The sequence below is a fragment of the Spirosoma sp. KNUC1025 genome (assembly GCF_045160025.1).
Classification (GTDB): Bacteria; Bacteroidota; Bacteroidia; order Cytophagales; family Spirosomataceae; genus Spirosoma.
In genome coordinates, this window is the sequence record NZ_CP087139.1 from 5,474,659 (window position 1) to 5,494,498 (window position 19,840).

17 protein-coding genes are annotated in these 19,840 nt (G+C 49.4%); 5 read left to right on the plus strand and 12 right to left on the minus strand.

Features of this window, described 5'->3' with window-relative positions:
- Nucleotides 1–110 precede the first annotated feature (110 nt).
- Nucleotides 111–1,367 (minus strand): hypothetical protein, encoded by a 1,257-nt coding sequence (locus tag LN737_RS23985; RefSeq protein WP_405512687.1) that lies wholly within the window; start codon nt 1,365–1,367, stop codon nt 111–113.
- 281 nt (nt 1,368–1,648) lie between these two features.
- Nucleotides 1,649–2,911 carry a sodium:proton antiporter gene (locus tag LN737_RS23990; RefSeq protein WP_405512689.1) on the minus strand — a complete coding sequence of 421 codons (1,263 nt, stop codon included), beginning with the start codon at nt 2,909–2,911 and terminating at the stop codon, nt 1,649–1,651.
- Nucleotides 2,912–3,052: 141 nt separating this feature from the next.
- On the opposite strand from LN737_RS23990, the gene LN737_RS23995 reads away from it, so the two are divergent.
- From LN737_RS23995 to LN737_RS24005, 3 genes are all read left to right on the plus strand, one after another.
- On the plus strand, nt 3,053–3,658 hold the full coding sequence (locus LN737_RS23995) for a DUF4254 domain-containing protein (RefSeq protein ID WP_405512691.1): 606 nt from the start codon (nt 3,053–3,055) through the stop codon (nt 3,656–3,658).
- Nucleotides 3,659–3,747: 89 nt separating this feature from the next.
- On the plus strand, nt 3,748–4,803 hold the full coding sequence (locus LN737_RS24000; protein ID WP_405512693.1) for a glycosyltransferase family 9 protein: 1,056 nt from the start codon (nt 3,748–3,750) through the stop codon (nt 4,801–4,803).
- Nucleotides 4,804–5,154: 351 nt separating this feature from the next.
- Nucleotides 5,155–5,931 carry a hypothetical protein gene (locus LN737_RS24005; RefSeq protein ID WP_405512695.1) on the plus strand — a complete coding sequence of 259 codons (777 nt, stop codon included), beginning with the start codon at nt 5,155–5,157 and terminating at the stop codon, nt 5,929–5,931.
- A gap of 96 nt (nt 5,932–6,027) precedes the next feature.
- Here the strand turns inward: LN737_RS24005 and LN737_RS24010 are convergent, their stop codons facing one another.
- The 4 genes from LN737_RS24010 to LN737_RS24025 all read right to left on the minus strand — a co-directional run bounded on the left by LN737_RS24010 (nt 6,028) and on the right by LN737_RS24025 (nt 12,399).
- Nucleotides 6,028–7,026 (minus strand): glycosyltransferase family 9 protein, encoded by a 999-nt coding sequence (locus LN737_RS24010; protein WP_405512697.1) that lies wholly within the window; start codon nt 7,024–7,026, stop codon nt 6,028–6,030.
- Between the two features lie 52 nt (nt 7,027–7,078).
- The gene (locus LN737_RS24015; RefSeq protein WP_405512699.1) at nt 7,079–8,143 is read right to left on the minus strand and encodes a DUF4249 domain-containing protein; all 1,065 of its coding nucleotides are present in this window, start codon (nt 8,141–8,143) and stop codon (nt 7,079–7,081) included.
- Nucleotides 8,143–10,560, minus strand: a complete 2,418-nt coding sequence (locus tag LN737_RS24020) for a TonB-dependent receptor (protein ID WP_405512701.1) — start codon at nt 10,558–10,560, stop codon at nt 8,143–8,145. Before LN737_RS24020 ends, LN737_RS24015 begins: the two co-directional genes overlap by 1 nt.
- A 135-nt stretch (nt 10,561–10,695) precedes the next feature.
- Nucleotides 10,696–12,399 (minus strand): helix-hairpin-helix domain-containing protein, encoded by a 1,704-nt coding sequence (locus LN737_RS24025; RefSeq protein ID WP_405512703.1) that lies wholly within the window; start codon nt 12,397–12,399, stop codon nt 10,696–10,698.
- Between the two features lie 134 nt (nt 12,400–12,533).
- On the opposite strand from LN737_RS24025, the gene LN737_RS24030 reads away from it, so the two are divergent.
- Nucleotides 12,534–12,836 (plus strand): 2TM domain-containing protein, encoded by a 303-nt coding sequence (locus LN737_RS24030; protein WP_405512705.1) that lies wholly within the window; start codon nt 12,534–12,536, stop codon nt 12,834–12,836.
- 80 nt (nt 12,837–12,916) lie between these two features.
- Here the strand turns inward: LN737_RS24030 and LN737_RS24035 are convergent, their stop codons facing one another.
- The 6 genes from LN737_RS24035 to LN737_RS24060 all read right to left on the minus strand — a co-directional run bounded on the left by LN737_RS24035 (nt 12,917) and on the right by LN737_RS24060 (nt 19,169).
- On the minus strand, nt 12,917–13,483 hold the full coding sequence (locus tag LN737_RS24035; RefSeq protein WP_405512707.1) for a pentapeptide repeat-containing protein: 567 nt from the start codon (nt 13,481–13,483) through the stop codon (nt 12,917–12,919).
- A gap of 3 nt (nt 13,484–13,486) precedes the next feature.
- Nucleotides 13,487–14,281, minus strand: a complete 795-nt coding sequence (locus tag LN737_RS24040) for a thymidylate synthase (RefSeq protein WP_405512709.1) — start codon at nt 14,279–14,281, stop codon at nt 13,487–13,489.
- 349 nt (nt 14,282–14,630) lie between these two features.
- Nucleotides 14,631–15,368 carry a LytTR family DNA-binding domain-containing protein gene (locus LN737_RS24045; protein WP_405512711.1) on the minus strand — a complete coding sequence of 246 codons (738 nt, stop codon included), beginning with the start codon at nt 15,366–15,368 and terminating at the stop codon, nt 14,631–14,633.
- 38 nt (nt 15,369–15,406) lie between these two features.
- Nucleotides 15,407–18,325 carry a two-component regulator propeller domain-containing protein gene (locus LN737_RS24050; protein WP_405520500.1) on the minus strand — a complete coding sequence of 973 codons (2,919 nt, stop codon included), beginning with the start codon at nt 18,323–18,325 and terminating at the stop codon, nt 15,407–15,409.
- Nucleotides 18,300–18,533, minus strand: coding sequence for a two-component regulator propeller domain-containing protein (locus LN737_RS24055; RefSeq protein ID WP_405512713.1), 234 nt, complete (start codon nt 18,531–18,533; stop codon nt 18,300–18,302). Before LN737_RS24055 ends, LN737_RS24050 begins: the two co-directional genes overlap by 26 nt.
- A gap of 177 nt (nt 18,534–18,710) precedes the next feature.
- Entirely contained in the window at nt 18,711–19,169 is a 459-nt protein-coding gene (locus tag LN737_RS24060) for an OsmC family protein (RefSeq protein WP_405512715.1), read from the minus strand.
- A gap of 62 nt (nt 19,170–19,231) precedes the next feature.
- On the opposite strand from LN737_RS24060, the gene LN737_RS24065 reads away from it, so the two are divergent.
- Nucleotides 19,232–19,585: a hypothetical protein gene (locus tag LN737_RS24065; RefSeq protein ID WP_405512717.1), complete on the plus strand. Its 354-nt coding sequence runs from the start codon at nt 19,232–19,234 to the stop codon at nt 19,583–19,585.
- The last annotated feature ends 255 nt before the right edge of the window (nt 19,586–19,840 follow it).

The window sequence follows — 19,840 nt, forward strand, 5'->3', positions numbered from 1 at the left end:
CCCCCTGAGGGGGCTTAGCTGACGCCGGAGGAAGCCCCCTTCAGGGATTGGGGGTAAATTACGATTTAGCAATACGAGCCTTAATAGGCTTATCTGGATAAACAGCGCAATTAAGAATACTCGAATGGTTGGCTGGTGGGCGGATACAGCTGAGCCGCCAAATCCGTCAGTCGGTTCTGCATCATGTTTTTCAGCGCCTGCCAGCCCGTATTCCATCGACGTATTACGTTTACTTGCCGCACCAGAACGGGTTCTTTAGGCAGGTTAGGCTGTTCATAATATTCCGGCATACGCTCCGTCATTTGGCTTACAATCAATTCAATGGAGCCATTCAGGAGTAAATCAGCATTGGATTTCGCCAGCTGGATCAGCGCCCGCCCCATCGACGCCGTATAAAAAGCGCAGTCAATATCCTGATGCCGAACAGGCACACCATCGTGCAGCCGCTGAAGCTTTACACCCCCATCCTCCAGACGATCTGAAGCGGGAGCCTCGTCAGCCGGCTGGGGGAAAACGGCGTCTATTTTGGCCTTAAACTTGTCCCACCAGGGCGGCTGCTGACCCGGACGTAACGTATCGCAGAAAATTATCCGTTGCGGCAGAGCCGGTTGCAAGGGATTCATAATCAACAGGGCAGCGCCCAGGTGTCGATCATCGGCGGCATGGCGTCGCTGGATAACAAAACAATGGGGTTCAGTAGCACCCTGCTTCTGCAACTGTTCGGTGATGGTTTTAACCCGCTGGAGCGAATCGCTCATATAGCCTTCGGTAACCACATGAATTGGCAGTTCTGAAGGACCCATTGTTTCCCAACGTAGTTGCTGCGCCAGAATAGACAAGGCCGTGCTATCCGTACGACGGGTACCAAAATAAACGCCAATATCTTCGCCTGCCGTGGACTCGGTTAGCTGAAGCGTATCGCCATGGTCGCCCTGCCGGCTAAGCGGGCTGTAGCGAAATGGAACTTCCAGGTTTTCGCGCTGAGCTGCTATATTATAGATGCGTTTTTCGAACTTGGCCAGCAATGGTTCATAGGCATCGCCCTGAAAATAAACTTCGTCGATGGGCCGGAGCAGATGTCGGGCTATAGCCTCCTGTTCGAGAAGACGCTCGAACGCATCGGGGCGGTGTTTGAAGAAACTACGCAGAGCACCACGCTCAATAAATTCTTCAGCATTGGCGGTATCTTCCAGGATTTTCGTCGAAACGGTTCCCTGTTCAATCCAGTCGCGCAATAACTGTTTAACAGCCTCATCAAAGGCTTCATTGGCCGCTTCGGCCTGTTCTAACAAATAGTCTGTATGACGAATTTCTAACGTACTAACAGAATTCTTCTGCTCGAAGAATTCCCCAACTGCCGTGATCATTGAATGGATTTGCTTATATCGATAGGCAAATTGCAGTGGGTCTATTCGCTTGTTAAACCCCCTGCAATTCTAATTGCTAAAATAACAATTTTTGGCCAGATCTCCATATTATATTTTGGAATAACTCCATACAAACGGCGATACAACGGGAATACGTTACTCTTTTCAGAAAAAATCACAGGTTTGCCCGATTACCCTATACGTTTGCCGTGCTGACTGACCGAAAGACCTTTCTTAATGACTGTTTTACGGCTGCCTGATTGAGCGGATTCAATACGTTATTAATCATCCAAATCCGCAACCAGTTCTTCCGATTTTTTGGGTTGGGTGAGCTTACCGACCGTCAGCCCCTGCACCAGAATGGAGAACACCACAATGAAATAGGTCATGGCCAGAAACAGGTTTTTGTTAAGCTCTTCATCAATGGAAAGCGCCAGCGCAACCGATACGCCACCCCGCAAACCGCCCCATACCAGAATGGTAATGGTCCGGCGATTGAACTTTGTTTTGAATGGGATGATCAACGTCGGTACCCAAATCGAAATGAACCGGGCAAACAGCACCACGCCAATGCTGATCAGGCCAATCAGCCAGTAGTTCATTATATGAGGAATCAACAACAGCTCGAACCCGATAATGAGGAACAGAATAGCGTTCATGATCTCGTCAATCAACTCCCAAAATTTATTTAGGTAGTCGCGGGTTGTTTCCGAAATATGGGCTGTCTTCCCAAAATTCCCGACGACCAGTCCGGCCGCCACCATCGTTAAAGGTCCCGAAATATGCATGGCCCGCGCGATTAAATACCCACCCATAACGATGGCCAGTGTTATGAGTGCCGATACGTTGGCGTTATCCAGTCGCTGTATGGCCCGCGAGCCGATAAATCCAATAAGCAAGCCCATCCCGAAGCCCCCGACGGCTTCTTTTATAAGCAGCCAGGAAATAGTACCGAACGATACGTCGATCTCCGATCCTTTAGCCAGCTCCAGTAAGACCACAAACACCACAACGGCCACACCGTCGTTGAACAGCGATTCGCCTGCCACCTTTGTCTCCAATGATTTTCGTACGCCCGCTTTTTTCAGAATTCCCAGCACCGCAATTGGATCAGTTGGAGAAATTAATGCGCCAAAAACCAGACACTGAATCAACGGGACATTGAATCGAAAAAGAGGCAGCAAAAAGTATATGATAAAACCAACGATCACGGTCGACATGACTACGCTGATTGTGGAAAAAACAATGATGGGCGCCCGCTGTTCCCGCAAATCCTTTAGGTGCACATGAATAGCCCCCGCAAACAGCAGGAAGTTGAGCATGGCGCCCATCAGTATCTGGGTAAAGTCCAGATTGGCGATAAAACGGGAGAAGCTATCGAACAGATTTGGAAACATATTTCCGGTGATAACCAGTGCGATAGAAACCAGCATAGCTATCAGCATAATGCCAACGGTAGACGGCAATTTCAGAAAGCGCTCGTTTATGTAAGAGAATATAGCGGTCAGAACAATGAGTACTGAAAATGAATAGTATAATTCCATAGAACGTCGGTTATCGTGAATGCATAAATCGCATTATACGAAAAAAATTGGACTTTTGCCAGCCAGCTTTCCAAATACCTCGTACCTGACCCCAGCCCAGCGCCCACGAAAAAGCGTATCTTTGCAGCTGACTTATTGCTTATGAACGCTACGTTTGCCAACGACATCTTCCGTCAGAGTATCCTGGATTATCACCTGTCCGACCACGTTGATACGCCTATCCACAACCCTTATGCGCCTACTGAAATCGGGTTTCTGCTGTACCAGAAAAACTGGATTGATACAGTCCAGTGGCACCTCGAAGATATTATCCGCAGTCCGACGATACGGCCCGATGAATTAGTCGCCGTTAAGCGCCGGATCGATCAGTCGAATCAGGACCGGACCGATACGGTGGAATTGATCGATAGCTGGTTTTCAGATCTGTTTCGAGACATTGACCGGAAGCCGGGCGCACGGATGAATTCCGAAACCCCCGCCTGGCTCCTCGACCGCATGTCGATTTTGCAGTTAAAACTCTACCACTTCCGCGAACAGGTTGACCGCCCGGACGTATCGGAAGACCATCGGGAGAAAGCGCAGCAAAAACTAGCCGTGCTCATAGAACAGGAAGCGGACCTGGTTCGCTGCTTCAATGAACTGCTCGAAGATATTCAGAACGGTGACCGGTATATGAAAGTGTACCGGCAGATGAAGATGTACAATGACCCGACACTCAATCCGATTCTTTACAACAATCCGGAATAGTCAGGCAGGGTCGAACAATTATCAGGACTTATCAATAATTCTTCCTGGCAACTACGTGCCAATGACCACCCCTGACCGACCCTGACTTTATGATGAAGCAGTTGATTCTTCTCCGTTTTTCGGCTATGGGCGACGTAGCGTTGCTGGCACCTGTAGTACAGGCCTTTACCGTACGTTACCCAGACGTACGGATTACGCTGGTAACCCGTCAGAAGTTTGCCGTTTTCTTCGAGAATTTCCCCAACGTCCGCGTAGTCGGCGCCGATTTTGACGGTCGGCACAAAGGTTTCAATGGGCTGGTCAAGCTTTTCAACGAGCTACGGAGCCTGGGTACGTATTCGATACTTGTCGATGCTCATCAGAACCTCCGGTCCGCTGTTTTAAAAGCGTTGTTCCGGCTGGTAGGTGTTCCCTCTGTTACGATGGATAAAGGCCGGGCTGAGAAGAAAGCACTAACCCGTAAAGAAAATAAGGTTCGTCGGCGGCTGCCGCATAGCGTGGAACGGTACGCCTATACGTTCGACTGGGCTGGTTATGCTCTAGAACCTACTCGACCGTTTCAGTTTCCAACGGCTGAGTCGTCCAATGACGACCTGGCTGATTTCCTCTCCCGTCAATCCATTCCATCCGATACGCCCTGGCTCGGTATTGCGCCATTTGCCCAGCATGCGCAAAAAATGTGGCCCTTCGAACGGTTTGCGCCCTTGCTGGAACAATTGTATGCTCAACAACCGCTGACCATTTTTCTGTTTGGTGGCGGAGCTTCGGAAATTGCCCTACTTGACACGTTACGCCAGCGGTTTCCGCAAGTGATTCTGGTGGCAGGCAAACTCTCACTGGCAACTGAGCTGGCCCTCATCAGCCGGTTAAACGGTATGCTCTGCATGGACTCAGGAAACATGCATCTGGCGGCTCTCAGTGGCGTTCCGGTGCTATCGGTGTGGGGCGCTACGCATCCCGACGCGGGTTTCGGTCCCTGGGGGCAGGGCGAGGAGGCCATTCTGCAAATTTCTACTGACGTACTAACCTGCCGCCCCTGTTCTGTTTTTGGCAACAAACCCTGCTGGCGGGGCGACCTGGCCTGCCTGAACGATATTTCGGTGGAAAGGGTGGCGGAGAGCGTGCAGAAGATGCTTAGCCGCTGACTCCTTAAGTAACTGCTACGTAACGACAATAAGAGCTGACAGTGGGCGCATAAACTAAAGCCTACTCTAACTTATTTATTCTTGAGCATTTACCTGTCGCTATTACAAGGTAATCACTCCTTAATTACGGTATTTGCTGAGGTTCTGACTCACCCAGCCTTGTTTCGTCGGACCGATGAAGCAACCTAATGCTCGAGCAATAAATCCTTGCTTTCAAGCCCCTGAATCCAGTTCAATACAGCAACGGAGGAGTACTTCGTAATCTGATTGTTTGTATTTTGCCATACCGACAAACAGATACGATTAGTAAAAGCTCATTCACGAATCCATAACGTAACACCTCCACGTATTATGAAACATGAATTGCTCTTTATCCTTCTATTTAGTTTCCGTTTGATTTCGGCCAATGCCCAGGATACAATTCGTATGCATTCTGGGGAGAAATTAGTGGTAAAGGTGATCGCCAATAAGCCTTATACTATTGAGTATACTTACCCTGGCGAAACCAGCTATACAAGTTCACCGAAATCATTAATAAGCTACATTGCGTATTCTTCTGGCCGCTTCGAAAACATAACTGACTTTGTCAATATAACCGGGATTGATGGATGGAGAAACGTTGTATTCACGGCCATTCCTGAGGATGTTGTTGGATTGACCAGGACAGGGGAAGTCATGACTAAAATCGGTAAAGCAGGTAATCCTATTTCCGCAACTGGATTGGATGCAGAAGCCAGTGAAAAACTTCAACGGGAAGCGGCCATTATGGGTGCCCATATTATTCTCATGGCCCAGAGCGCAAACGGAAAAGATAAAGTTGAGCCTGGTAAACCGAGATTTGCGAATGGTAAAGCCTATGGCATTGCCTATCGGTATCCATTTAAAGACGTTTTGAAAAATATGCCTTATACTGGTGATTTAGCTCGAAAATATTATGGCGCACCTCCTGAACCCGATAATAAAAATCCTGTCGGTAGAAAAGTACTATTTGAATACCATGGCGAAATATTTGAAGGAGAAATAACAAAACAATACGGGAAGTTTTTTAAAATAAAATTCACCGACAAACAGGGTAAAGAAATTTCGGTTGATAAACACATGGATAAAGTGGAATTTGGTAAGAAATAAACCAAAATCGCACCAACCTGAAAGCGGCCTGTCTCCTGAACGTTAGCACACAAGCGCTTTTTGGGCCTGCTACGTAACGCTCAAACAAGTCTTTCTTTACTCAAAATTCTTTTTCTGTTGCCGTAACTCTTTTACCTCAAAGTCGAACGGGAGGTTGTTCATGCATTTGAAGTGTTTCATGGGGCAGTTTTCCGGTCCCGAAGCCGAGCAGGGACGGCAGTTCAACCCCGCCGTTTCGATCCGGACGTAGGGCGTTTTGTACGGATAAAAACCGAATTGGGGCGTCGTGCTACCCCAGATAGAATATATTTTTTTGCGGAAGGCTGCCGCTACGTGCATCAATCCCGTATCGTGACTAAACACAACCCGAGCCCGTCGCAGCAGCGAGGCAGACTGGTTGAGGTTAAAGTGCCCACAGCCGTTAAAAATCTGACGTTCGCCGATAGCCCGCACAATCTCTTCGCCCGCCTTCCGGTCGGCTTTATCCCCAAGCAGCACAATGGGATAGTTTATTTTACGACAAAGCTCGATCATTCGCTGAACGGGTAGCCGACGGGTCAGGCTCTGCCCACCAATGGCATACGCCACGAAATCATGCTGGTGAGTGGCCGGAAGCCAGTCCGTCTCGACTTCGTCTTTGTAGGGAATGAAATAGTCCAGCCCGCGACCATCGTTCTCAACGCCGAGTGGCTGCACAGCGGCCATGTATCGATCAACAATATGCTGGTCAGGCAATGCATTCACCTGCCAGCGAATATAAAGCCACTGACGTACTGACTGTTTCGGCACACTATACGACTTTGTACCCAGCGCCAGCTTAATCAGCGCTGTTGTAAACGTATTTTGCAGGTCAATAACGTAGTCAAATTTCTCGGGACGCAGTTGTTGAATAAGTGCGTAAACACTACCGTCGAGGTAATGCGTTTTCGCGATATACGGATTGAACGTAATGATTGGCTGGTAGGCTGGTTTCGTACAAAAATGCACCTCAGCTTTTGGGAGCTGCTTCTTCAAACAACGCACGACAGGCGTTGTCAGAACGACCTCGCCGATAGACGCAAACTGCAGAATCAATACCTTTATCGAACGAGCCATAACGCAGACATTTTTGCAAAGCTATTGCATTTACAGAAAGTCAGCAAACTATTTAATAAGTCCACCAGCGTGGTTTATTAGGCGTACGATACAGGCTGTTTTCGCAGGCAACACAGGCCGAAGGCTGAGGTACTTCTATGGGCGGATCAAAGTCGGCAGGTTCCTGCCCACCACTCCGGTCGACATAGATATACTGTTCAGAAAGACCCGTTGCCCCGAAGAATCCATAAGCCACTGCGGTTGGGTCATTCACACAATGTACATTACCCTGCACTGCGGCCGGAGCCGCATCAAACAAGCCACCCGTATTGTTGACCAATCCTTTTACGCTCTTCCAGAATTCATAGGCTCCTTTGCTGATGGCCTGTTGCTGCACTTCGAGGTAATACCGACTTGTTGATTTGAAAGGCACACGCATAATAAACTGCCGACTGATGGCTTGCCCGTTGATGTTTACGTCGGAGCTGATATCAATACAGGTATAGCAACGGTTAATGTCCCAGCAGGGCGAGCAGCAGTCCAATCCCGTCAGCACGTTACGGCCCGGTATTTCCCGTTTATAACACACACTGATGGGTTCAAAATGCGTCCAGGTCCACCGATAAAAATTACCCGTTGTTTCCGGGTCTTTCGTGTCCAGATATACGTTCCAGCCCTGGCGTTTGGCAAGGTTAACACCCGTTGGTTCAACCGTATATTCGTAATATAACTTTTGAATGGGTGGTGCGGTCGATAGTTTTTCCAAGTCCGACTCGTACTGTTTCCCATCTTTTGTTTTTATGGTCACTTTATACGAACGACCCACTACCCCCCGTATACCGTTTGCCCGCGTTTGATACGTCCCCCCCGATGGCAGCTCGGTCAAGGTTTCCTGATTTCCCTGATTGTCCGAGATGGTCACGGCAGCGCCCGTTTCGAGCAGGTTGAGGCTTTTGTACGAGTAATCGGCCGTGCGGGTCAGCTTCACCATGTACGGGCCGGGCTGATCGGTAACTTCTCCCTCAATAATCAATGAAGGCGGTACGCTCACCGGATCGGGCTGAAACTCCGTCACACATGATATCACCAGGAATACGTATAAAATCAGCTGCGTATATGTTAGAAGCTTCTCTTTCATCAGAATTTGAAATTATACGTCAGCGATGGGAAAGCCGTTCCGAATATCGATAGCTTATAGGCATCGGCAGCCGACGCCGGACTTAACTTGTAAAAGACGGAGTACGCATTTTTATGGGCATATACGTTGTAGACCGAGAACACCCAGCTACTCTGGTTTCGCTTTTTCTTCGCCGGATTCTGTTCAAACGTCATCGAAAAATCGAGTCGATGGTAGGCCGGAACCCGCTGCTGATTGCGGTCGAGGTAGATGGGTACCAGCACCCCCGCTACACGGGCAATGGCGGCCGGTTGTGTGGTTGGCCGTCCTGTACTGAAGGTAAAATTCAGCGACATACTGAACCAGGCCGTTGGTCGATGGGTAGCCAGTGCGTTGAGGGTATGCGGTTTATCATAGTTGGCAGGGTACGGACTGCCGCTGTTTACGCGCTCATTGGCGTAGGGACTATTCATGGTCAGAAACGTACGGGCGTAGGTATAGCTCATGAAGCCCGTCCACCGTCCTTTGTTCTTACGTAGCAATCCCTCAAAGCCGTAGGCCTGCCCACTTCCCTGTACAATCTGCGTTTCAACGGCCTGGGCCAGCTGCAACTCGGCCCCATCCCGGTAATCGATAGCGTTGGTCAGCGTTTTGTAGTACACTTCCCCCGACACTTCGATGGCGTTATCGGCTGTATTGCGGAAGTAGCCCAGCGACCACTGATCGGCAATGACGGGTTTCGTGTACGTATCGCTCAAGTGCCAGCGCGATGTCGGCAGAGCCGCCGTGGTGTTGGTCACCTGCTGGATATATTGACGCAGACGGCTATAACCGGCTTTGACGGCTTTGCCCTCGCCTAGTGACCAGCGTACTGCCAGCCGAGGCTCCAGCCCTCCTGTCGAATGATAAATTTTGCCTGCTCCGTAGCTTTGTGTCGACGTAACGGTTTCATCCTGAAGCGGGCCGTTTTCCTGATACGTTCGCACCGATGCCGGTCCCCGATTCAGCAATGCCGAATAACGTAGTCCGGCGATCAGCGAAATATCAGCGTTCAGTTTCCATTCGTCCTGGAGATAGGCCGCTAGTTCGTAGGCGCGTTCGCGAGCAATATCTATCGGCAGTACGTTCGAAAACGGGCCGGGAACTCGGGTGTTTGGCTGAATCGAATAGTCAATCGCGCTAAGTCCGGCCTGCCACTGATGGGTTTCGTTGGGCGTATATGTCAGATCGGTTTTGAGCTGCCGGTGCCAGACCCCCGATTTAAGCTGAAACGCATTAGAGGAATCGGCCGATGACAGATCTGCCTGATACCGGCTCAGAATAGCCGCCGTCGATAGATTCAACTGCTTATTGATAAAGTAATTCCAGTGCAGCGACCCCATCATGGTCTGGTAATTGAACTTCGTCGACGAGGCATTGATCTCCTGCCCCGACAAGGAATCGGATGCCAGTTTGAAAACATCCGTACTGACATAGCCCGTAAACGTAACGGTATGTTTTTCGCTCGGCTGGTACTTGAATTTGGTGGTGATGTCGTAAAAATTGGCCGTTGTTCCCCGCAGGTTTGGCGGAGCCAGTTTGAACAGGAAATCATTGAACGACGCCCGGACAGCGGCCAGAAAGGAAAGTTTATTTTTGATAAGCGGCCCCTCAACACCCAGGCGGCTTGAGATAATACCGATACCGCCATTGACGCCCCACTTTTCAGCATCGGGCTCTTTGATCTTTACGTCCAGCACCGACGAAGCCCGGCCACCAAAAGCAGCCGCAACGCCCCCCCTATTGAGTGTTACGTCGCGCACCACGTCGGGGTTGAAGACGGAGAAAAATCCCATCAGGTGACTCGAATTGAACACGGGCGCATCATCGAACAGGATCAGATTCTGATCGGCGCTTCCGCCCCGCACGTTGAATCCAGGCGCTCCTTCTCCCACGGTTGTTACGCCCGGCAGCAGCAGTAAGCTTCGCACAATATCAACCTCTCCCATCAACGGCGGAATACGCCGGATACTACGTATCGTCAGCTGTGATACACCAATTTCAACTTTACGCACATTCCGGTCAGGCGCTTCGCTGGTTACAACAACCTCCTCCAGATCTTTCGAGTCATCTTCCAGAGTCATCTCGCGGAAGAGCGTCTTTTGTAACGTAATCGTATCCTGCTTAGCCCGGTAACCAATATGTGAAAATCGGAAAATATAGTTTCCCGGCGGAAGCTGTACAATATAGAATCCGTCTTTCGCTGTCACATATCCTTTCGATACGTCCAGCACAACAATGTTTACCCCCTGAATTGGTTTACCCGTTTTAGCATCCCGGACGTAGCCTGTTGCCGAAAAAGTAGCCGACGGAGTTTTGGAGCCGGGTCCCGCTTTTGATTGAGCCTTTATCTCGTTGAGCAAACATAGCAAAAACAACAGTGTGTATAGAAACCGCATAGAGTCGGGTTTAGGAAGCGCGGAAGAATGCCAGAAAATCAGTGCATACGTATTCTCTATTGCTATAAAGTGCCATACTGTTGGATTTACCTATCCCCGGGCCGCATTAAACAACAATTAATCCTGCTATTTATCCTATTTACGTATCTGCTCTCTACGCCGTTGCAGGTATTCGGTCATTTCCTGTAATGTTAGGGCATTAAACGTCATGGCTTTGGTTAAACCGCCCTTGCGGCCAACCGCTACGCCATACTGCATATCCAGCAAACCAGCCAGATCGTGGGCATCGGGATTAATACTTAGCATGACTCCCTGCTGCATAGCATAATCGATCCAGCGCCAGTCAATATCGAGCCGGTAGGGACTGGCATTTATTTCGATCACTACGTTGTGTTCAGCACAGGCGTCGATGATGGCCCGGTGATCAATTGGGTATCCTTCGCGGGCGAGTAATAAACGGCCGGTTGGATGGCCTAAAATGGTGGTGTATGGATTTTCGATAGCTCGCAGCAATCGTGTCGTCGCTTTTTCGAGCGTCATGGTCAGGGTTTGGTGAACTGAGGCCACAACGTAATCGAACGTAGCTAACGTAGCGTCGTCATAATCCAGCGAACCGTCGCCCAGAATATCGGATTCGATTCCCTTGAAGATGCGGAAGTCTTTCCCAAAACTGTTGTTCAGCTGATCAACTTCAGCCTGTTGCTGACGCACGCGATCCATATCGAGGCCATTTGCATAGCTGGCCGTTTTGGAGTGATCGGCAATGCCAAAGTACGTCAGACCAAGTTTGCGGCAATAAGCAGCCATGTCGGCAATAGACTGTTTTCCATCCGACCAGGTACTGTGATTATGAAGGGTTCCACGCAGGTCGTCCCACGTAACGAGTTCATCGTTCTGATGGCGGCTGGCCCAGCGAAAGGCAAACTCATCTTCGCGCATTTCGGGCACGATATAGGGCAAACCAATCTGCTCATAGATGCCCGTTTCTGTTACGTTGGCAGCGGTGTATGCCGATTGCAACAAGGTTATACCGCCTGCGCCTACCTGCTGTAAATGGGGTTCGCCAGCCGACAGAATGAACAGTTGGCGATCGAGCTGTTCAGCCGGATACAGTACCAGTTCTACGGTTACGTCGAAGCCGTCAAGCTTTCCACGCCACACAAAGGGTGAGGATTCCTGTTCGTTTTGTTCCAGATTGGGCAGTTGATTGATCGTCAACATGGCCGAAACCGGATCGCTGGTCTGCACAAGCAGTTGAACCAAATCAACTTCCTGCGCTTTCCGGCGCACCTGTCCGCTAATCTCAACCCGGTCGAAGTGTTTGGCCAACTCGTCATGCAACAGATTCGCCATCAGGGCTGCTTTGTCCATCCTGACTTTCCCCTGCTGCTCCTGCAGAAACTCGAGCGCGGCCAGTATCTTTTCCTGCGTACTGGCACCAAAGCCTTTGATTTTGGCGATCTCACCGTTTTCGCCCGCCCGCTGTAAATCGCTGAGGTTGTCAATTCCCAGTTCGCGCCAGAGCGTGCGTACCTTCTTTACACCCAGGCCTTTGATCCGAAACATATCCAGCACCCCTTCAGGTGTTTGCGCCAGCAGGTCGTCAAGGTCGGTGAGTCGGCCGGTCTCGGCAATCTCCCGAATTTTCTGTGCTACTGACTTACCAACGCCCTGTAATTTGACCAGTTCTTCAACCGGAAGGTTCGCCAGATCGGCGGTGGATTTATCGAGGTTAAAGGCTGCCGTCTGGAAAGAGCGGATCTTAAACTGGTCGCGGTCGTGGAGTTCCATCAACCGGCCAGTGAGTTCGAGCAGGTCAACGATTTCGGAGTTGGTCATGTCAAAACGGTAATTTACGCTGCAAGTTAGGCAATCGGTCAGATTTCAGATGAGGTCGCTACGTGGTCAATATACCTTTACAACATCAACACAAACATTTACCTGATTCAACCGCAAACGCATATCAATGTTCTATGGAACCGACCCAACATACCTCCGCCCATGACCCTTATTTGTGGAACCGTGCCAAAGCCCGCGTCGGCTTCCGGATACATCTGCGTACCTACTTAATTGTCAATGCCGGTTTATGGCTCATCTGGGCTTTCAGCAGCCTGGCCATTCATTCGTTTACCCGGTTCAGTTTTATATTCCCCTGGCCGATTTTCCCGATGATTGGGTGGGGCATTGGACTGGCGTCGCACTATTTCCATGCCTATCAACAACGTAGTGAACGCTCCATGATTGAAGAAGAATACCAGCGACTGGTTAAACAATGATGAATGGTGAATTATGAATGATAAATTATAAATGTGCTCAGCAGTTGCATGATTCATCATTCATCATTTATCATTCATTTTCACTTGCTGATGACAAGGTCGTATCTGGTCAGAAGACCCGGTAGGTTATGCAGCGAGAAACGGGCTTTTTTTAGTTTGTTTTCGTCCGGGTTCAACTCCAGATTGTACGAAGTTGAGAAATCCACCTGCGTCAGGTTATTGTTGTCAAAGCGGGCCAGTTCCAGGTTGCAATGGTTGAAACTGGTACCCGTCAGGTCACACTGCAGGAAGTGTACTTCTTTCAGCGAGCAGTCGGTAAAATGCGCCTTCTTGAGCTTTCGGTTCAGGAAAACCGAGTAATCGAGCTGGCATTCCTGAAACGTAACGTGAAACCCAAACGGATTGCACGTACCGAAATCGACATGGGCCAATTTGCAACCAGCAAAACTGACATCGTAGAGCTTCGTATTTTTCACCACTACGTTCGTCAGGTTGCAGTCGTCGAAGCGGCAATTGACAAAGTTTGAGTTCGTCAGTTCGACTTTAGACAGGTCAAGTTTGCGAAAGGTACATTGCTCAAATTCCTGCTCTGTCCATCGATCGATCCGGGGCGTGGTCTGATCGAAAACCTGGTTATAATACTCCATCCTTTACACCGCTACGGGGGCTTTAATAGCCGGATATGGATTATAGTTTTCGAGCGTAAAATCCTCGTACGTAAAATCAAAAACTGACTTCACGGCTGGGTTCAGACGCATGGTTGGCAGCGGGCGCGGTTCGCGGGAGAGCTGGGTTTCAACCTGCTCCAGGTGATTCAGATACAGGTGCGTGTCGCCCCCCGTCCAGATAAACTCGTGAGCCGTATAGCCGCACTCCTGCGCAATCATCATCGTCAGCAAAGCATAACTGGCAATGTTGAACGGTACGCCCAGAAATACGTCGGCGCTACGTTGGTAGAGCTGACAGGAAAGCTTGCCATCAGCAACGTAAAACTGCATGAGTAGATGGCAGGGCGGTAAGGCCATACTCGGCACATCGGCCGGATTCCAGGCCGAAATGATCATCCGGCGCGAATCAGGCGAGTTTTTAAGCTGGCGCAGTACGTCGCTTAGCTGATCGATCACGCGTCCATCCGGAGCAGCCCAGCTACGCCACTGTTTGCCATATACCGGCCCCAGATCGCCGTTTTCGTCGGCCCATTCATCCCAGATCGAAACGCCATTATCTTTCAGGTACTTAATATTGGTATCGCCCTGAATGAACCACAGAAGTTCGTGGATAATCGACTTCGTATGTACTTTTTTGGTCGTTAGCAGTGGAAATCCGTCTTCAAGGTTGAAACGCATCTGGTACCCAAATACGCTGATGGTTCCTGTACCGGTACGGTCGGTTTTGCGAGCGCCGTTCTGGAGAATGTGGCGGAGTAAGTCGTGATATTGTTGCATAAACAAAAGTCGGAAGTCGGAATGGGCAAATCAACTCTTTGGTAAAAATAAACCCCGCCTTCCGTAAAAAGCGGGGTCAGAATTATCATAGAGGGGTTTTACAAGAAAAAGCAGACTTACAAGGCTGAAGTCTGCTTTATGAATTATCTATTCTAATTAACTCTTATTAATTTCCACAAACTCCAGTATATCGTTCAGTTGAGCGTCAACACCCTGACTTGTCACAACCGGCTTAGTTTCGATTTGATGAAGGAAAGCTATGGTACAACGGCACACACTCCTAAACCGAATGAGTATCGGACTTGTTTGAGTGAGTAAATGACCGGGTAGACATGGTATTGGTAACGCGCTACCGAAATACTTTCAGGAGTTCATCTTTCCGACTGCGCGATACGTGTACGGTCGAATTATCGCTCATTACTACGTAGCCGCCTTCGCCCCGAACGTAACGGACGATTTCGTTTAGATTAATCAGGTGCGACTGATGAACCCGCAGAAACGAATTGTCTTCCAGGAGTTCTTCGATTTCTTTTAGTGTCCGGGAAACCAGTAAGGGCGATCGGTCTTTCAGGTACACACGCGTGTAATTGTCGTCGGCTTCACAACGGATGATCGTGTCGATCAGTACCAGTTCAAACCCTTGTAAACTGGGCAGGGCGATCTTCTGAAGCGGTGCTTTATGGTCCAGCTTCTGCAGGAGCAACTGAATCTGCTGATTCATCTGAAGTTCTGGCTGCCGGTTAACTTTCGCCACAGCCTGAATCAGATCATCTTTATCGATGGGTTTGAGCAGATAATCAAGGGCGCTGAACCGAATGGCTTTGATGGCGTATGAATCATACCCCGTTGTGAAAATAATATCGAACGGTACGGATGGCAGTTGTTCGAGCATTTCGAAACCGTTCATAACAGGCATCTCTACGTCCAGAAACAGTACGGCGGGCGTATGTTCGGCAATGGCTTTCAGCCCTTCTGCGGCCGACCGGCACTGCGCCAGCACCTGAACGTTCGAGCAGTATTTTGCCAGTTGCATCGAAAGCGTATCGCGGCAGTGAGCCTCGTCATCAATAATAATTGCTTTTATCATAATCCGAAAATTCGACAACCATCCGATACGTTCCCGAATCAGGCAAGCGGAATCCGCATCACAACGCGCGTGCCCGCCGGTTCACCATACGAATCCACCAGATCGTAAATGGTTACGGACGGCTGTTTACCATCTAATAACTGACTGATCTTTAGGCGGTCTGCCGTAATCTGCATTCCTAACGATTTCGTTCGGGTAGCGGATTTGCTTTTCAGTTCAGCGGCCTTCTTTCTACCAATCCCATTGTCTTCTATCGTACAGACCAGGCTGTTTTTCTCCAGTTGCCAGTCCAGACTCAAATGCCCCCCTGCTTCCTTGTGCATTAACCCGTGCCAGATGGCATTCTCGACATAAGGCTGAATAATCATGGGTGGAAGCTCGGTATAGGCAGGCTCAAGCTCCTTATCCACCTGGATCGAAAACGTAAACTGCCCATCGAAGCGAAGGGATTCCAGAGTTAGGTACAGCTTAAGCGCTTCCAGTTCGCTTTCCAACGTAACGACCGGCATATTTGAATGGTGTAGAATCAGCCGAATCAGCTTCGAAAATTTGGCTAGATAATCCGACGCTTTTTCGGACTCGTGCTTCATAATGAAGCGATTGATCGAATTGAGGCTATTGAAAATGAAATGGGGGTTCATCTGCGCCCGAAGGGCCTGCATTTCCATAGCTGCCAACTGCTTGTTGAAGGCCGTTTTGCGTTCTTCCTGCTGCTTGATCTGGCGAATTCGGTACTGTAATCCGGCATAAACCAGGGCGAGCAGAGCCAGCATGGCCAGACTTCTGAACCACCACGTTTGCCAGAACGGCGGACGTATCAGCATGTGAAGCTGGGTTCCTTTGGGGTTCCAGACGCCATCGTTGTTAGACGCTTTCACTTTAAACCAGTATTCGCCCGGCTCCAGATTTGTGTAGCTGACGTATCGACGCGTACCGCTATAGATCCAGTCTTTATCAACGCCCACGAGTTGATAAGCATACTGATTTTTCTCGGGCATGATAAAATTAAGCGCTACAAAATCGAACGACAGATCGTTTTCCTCGTACGAGAGTTCCAGCCTGCCTTCGGGCAATTGGTCGATCCTGTTGCCAATCTGAACGCTTGTAATGCGGACGGGAGGAACCAGCGGGTTATCATGAATGGTGTTTGGCGAAAAGATATTAAATCCATTAGGCCCGCCGAACAGCAATTGCCCATCGATTCCGCTGGCGCATACTTCAAAAAATTCATTCGCCTGCAAGCCGTCGCTTACATCATAGCTCCGAAAGGATTTAGTAGCCGGATCAAACCGACAAATACCCTGATTGGTTGATAGCCACAGATTGCCGTCGCGATCTTCGAGAATTCCAACGATGTGGTTGTTGGGCAACCCGTTATCGGTTGTAAACGCAGAAAACATATTCGTCTTTGCATCGTACAGATTCAGTCCACCCTGATTGGTACCAATCCACAAACGTCCGTGGCTATCTTCATACAGGCAGCGAATGTCTTTGTCCGTCAGGTGCCCCGCCGGATGCTGATAGTCGGGCTGATACTGCGTAAACTGGCCTGTTTTGGGATTCAATCGGCTGAGTCCTTTCCGGGTAGAAGCCGCCCAAACGGTTCCGTCCCGGGTTGGTAGTGCCACAATCAGCGCATCATCACCCAAACTGCCCGAATTCTGAGGGTCATGACGATGATACGTAAACTGATGCGTATGCCTATCAAAACAGGCCAAGCCTTGCCCAGCCATCCATAGCTTACCGGCGGCATCTTCGCGAATGCTACGTACAATAGTTTTGCAAGGATAACGGGTAAACTGGCCCGTTTTTCGATCCAAGCGATGCAGGTAATTCCCCGAACTAATCCACAACTGCCCGGAACGATCTTCGTAGATCACACTTACGTCATCGCTAACTAGCCGGTTCGGATTTGCTGAATCGGGTGGGTAATACCGATACTGACCCGTTTGAGGCTGGAACGCATATAATTCACCTAGTTCATTACCCAGCCAGATTACGCCCGAACGATCCTGGCACAAGGCCCGAATGCTGTTGCTGGGCAGGCGAATCGGTCTGTCATTGGGAATCAACTGAAAAGTTCGAAATTTTTTGGGTTGAGGAGTCCGCTTATCAAGTCCATTATCGGTGCCCACCCACAAAAGCCCTTCCCGGTCGCTGTACAGCGAAAAGATGGTATTGCTGCTTAACCCACCCGTTTGCCCAGGCTTGATTTCAATATGATTCACCTGCCCCATTGTTGGATTCAGATGTACCAATCCGGTCAGTCCCGGCAACGCTCCCCACACGTTTCCAGCCTTATCGTCGCTGATTACGCCAAGAGGCAGCAGTCGGTAGCTCTCCCGAACTTTCGGCTTATACGAATAAATTTTACGGAGTGTTCCAGAGGTGTCTAATCGGTACACCTGCCCGGCCTGCGAGGCTATCCACATGGTGCCGGTCCGATCAGGAAAAACAATGAATATAGCTGACGTATTTTCCTGCTGGTCAGCACTTAATTGAAACCGGCGGTACGTTGCCGTTTTCCGATTAAACTGGTATAAACCGTCGGCACCACCAACCCACAATCGCTTTTGTTTGTCTTCCCGAACGGTGTATATATCAGGCTTGGCTGAACTTGGGGGGGCGAATAGGGTAAATTTTCGGGTATCCGGGTCAAACCGGTTCAAGCCTTCTCTTGAAGCAATCCAGAGCATTCCCTGATCGTCCTCAATAACCGACAGCATAGCATTTCTTAAGGAGATATGCGACGGGTCAATCCGGTATGCGGTCGCTTTCCCGCTCTGTCGGTCAAATAAATGCAGCCCTCCGCCCAGAGTCGTTACCCACATTCGCCCTTTTCGGTCTTCGCAAATACCCGTCACCCAGTTATGGCCAAACGTATTTGCGGGATCATCCGGATTTGGTTTGTAGACCGTAAAGGTGTAACCATCATACCGATTCAGTCCATCTTTCAGTACCTAGCCACAGAAACCCGTCGCGATCCTGCCAAATGCACAGAATGGAGTTATGAGACAACCCATTTTTCGCCGATAAATGATCAAACTGAAGATCGACCTCTTGGTTCTGCGCCCAGCCGGAAACAGGCGAAGCAATTGCGAGTATCAACCCAAAACACCACAGTAGCAAATGGATAGGCTGATGGCTCGGTTTCCGGAAAAACATTGAGGTTGGCCCCGACAGGGATCTAAAATTTCAGTACCAAGTTAGATAGATTCCTGAAAAGTCGCTACGGATATCGTTCGTTTACGTAGCAGCAGGGCCAAAACGTATTTCCAAAGACCAACGGGGGCAGACTTAGAACGTATTACGTCTAAATCTGCCCCCGTTGGCTTATAAATTCTATACCAGCTCGTACGAATAGGTAATCTCAGCGGACGGACGAAACTGGGCTGTTGCTGAGCAATACTTGTCCATCGAGAGGTCGATGGCTCGCTGCAATTTAGCTGGGTCGATCTGGCCTTTCAGGATATACGTAATGTGAATTTTTTTGAAAGGCGCAGGCATAGCGTCCTTGATTCGCAGGCCGTCTACTTTCAGACGAAAATCCTCAATTGTCTGCTTCTGTTTCTGAAGGATCAGAATAATGTCGATGGCCGTACAGCCTGCCAGGCCCATGAGCAGCATCTCCATTGGGCGTGCTCCGGCATTATGACCGCCAATGTTGGTTGCAGCATCGATATGCTGGGCCACGCCCGAAGTTCCAACTGCTTCAAAATGAAAGGCATCGTCGACGCGAACGAGTTCGACCTGCATGGTATTAAATTCCGGCACTACGTCAACCGGTTGTGAATCAAGCATTGTCTTTTTTGCGTTTATCGAGTAAAATAGGTAGCTTCACCTATTCAAAGTAACTAAAAATCATGTCCGAAAAATTCACCGACGACTTATTCGACCTCAAAAACGACCGACGGTTGAGTATGTATCTGTATCGGGCGGGCTTCGGTGCCTGGCTACTTTACATTGTTTCGGGCGCTCGGTTCATGGAATCGGTGCGTATTTACCGAACAGATTTCGGGGTGTTCTCGTTCTTTCTGATGGTCATGGGCCTGTCGGCCTCCATGATTTACGACTACTATCACCATCCTGTTGAATTTGCCCAGAAGAAAAAATGGCTGGCAATTAGTTATTTAGTACTGGCAGGATTGGTCTACTTTTTTATTCTGCACAACGAGCCGATCAACCTGAAACAACTTTTCGGAAGCGGTTTATTTTAGCCCATTAACCTAAATCGGAGCGGCTCTTTTATCAGCCAATTATTTACCGGTAGCAGCCTTTCCGCCGTTTATTCATCTGCGTATCGGGCTCCTAAGTCGTCAGTCATCACTGTCTAAACTAGCTACGGCCTTTTTGGAAAGCCATCTGTTTATCAGTTCGCGAAAGTCGTTATCAGAACAACCTGCTTTCATCCCGCTAATTACCAACGTAGCGCCGTAAAAAATAAGTGCCCGCGATAAAACCGTGGTACTGCC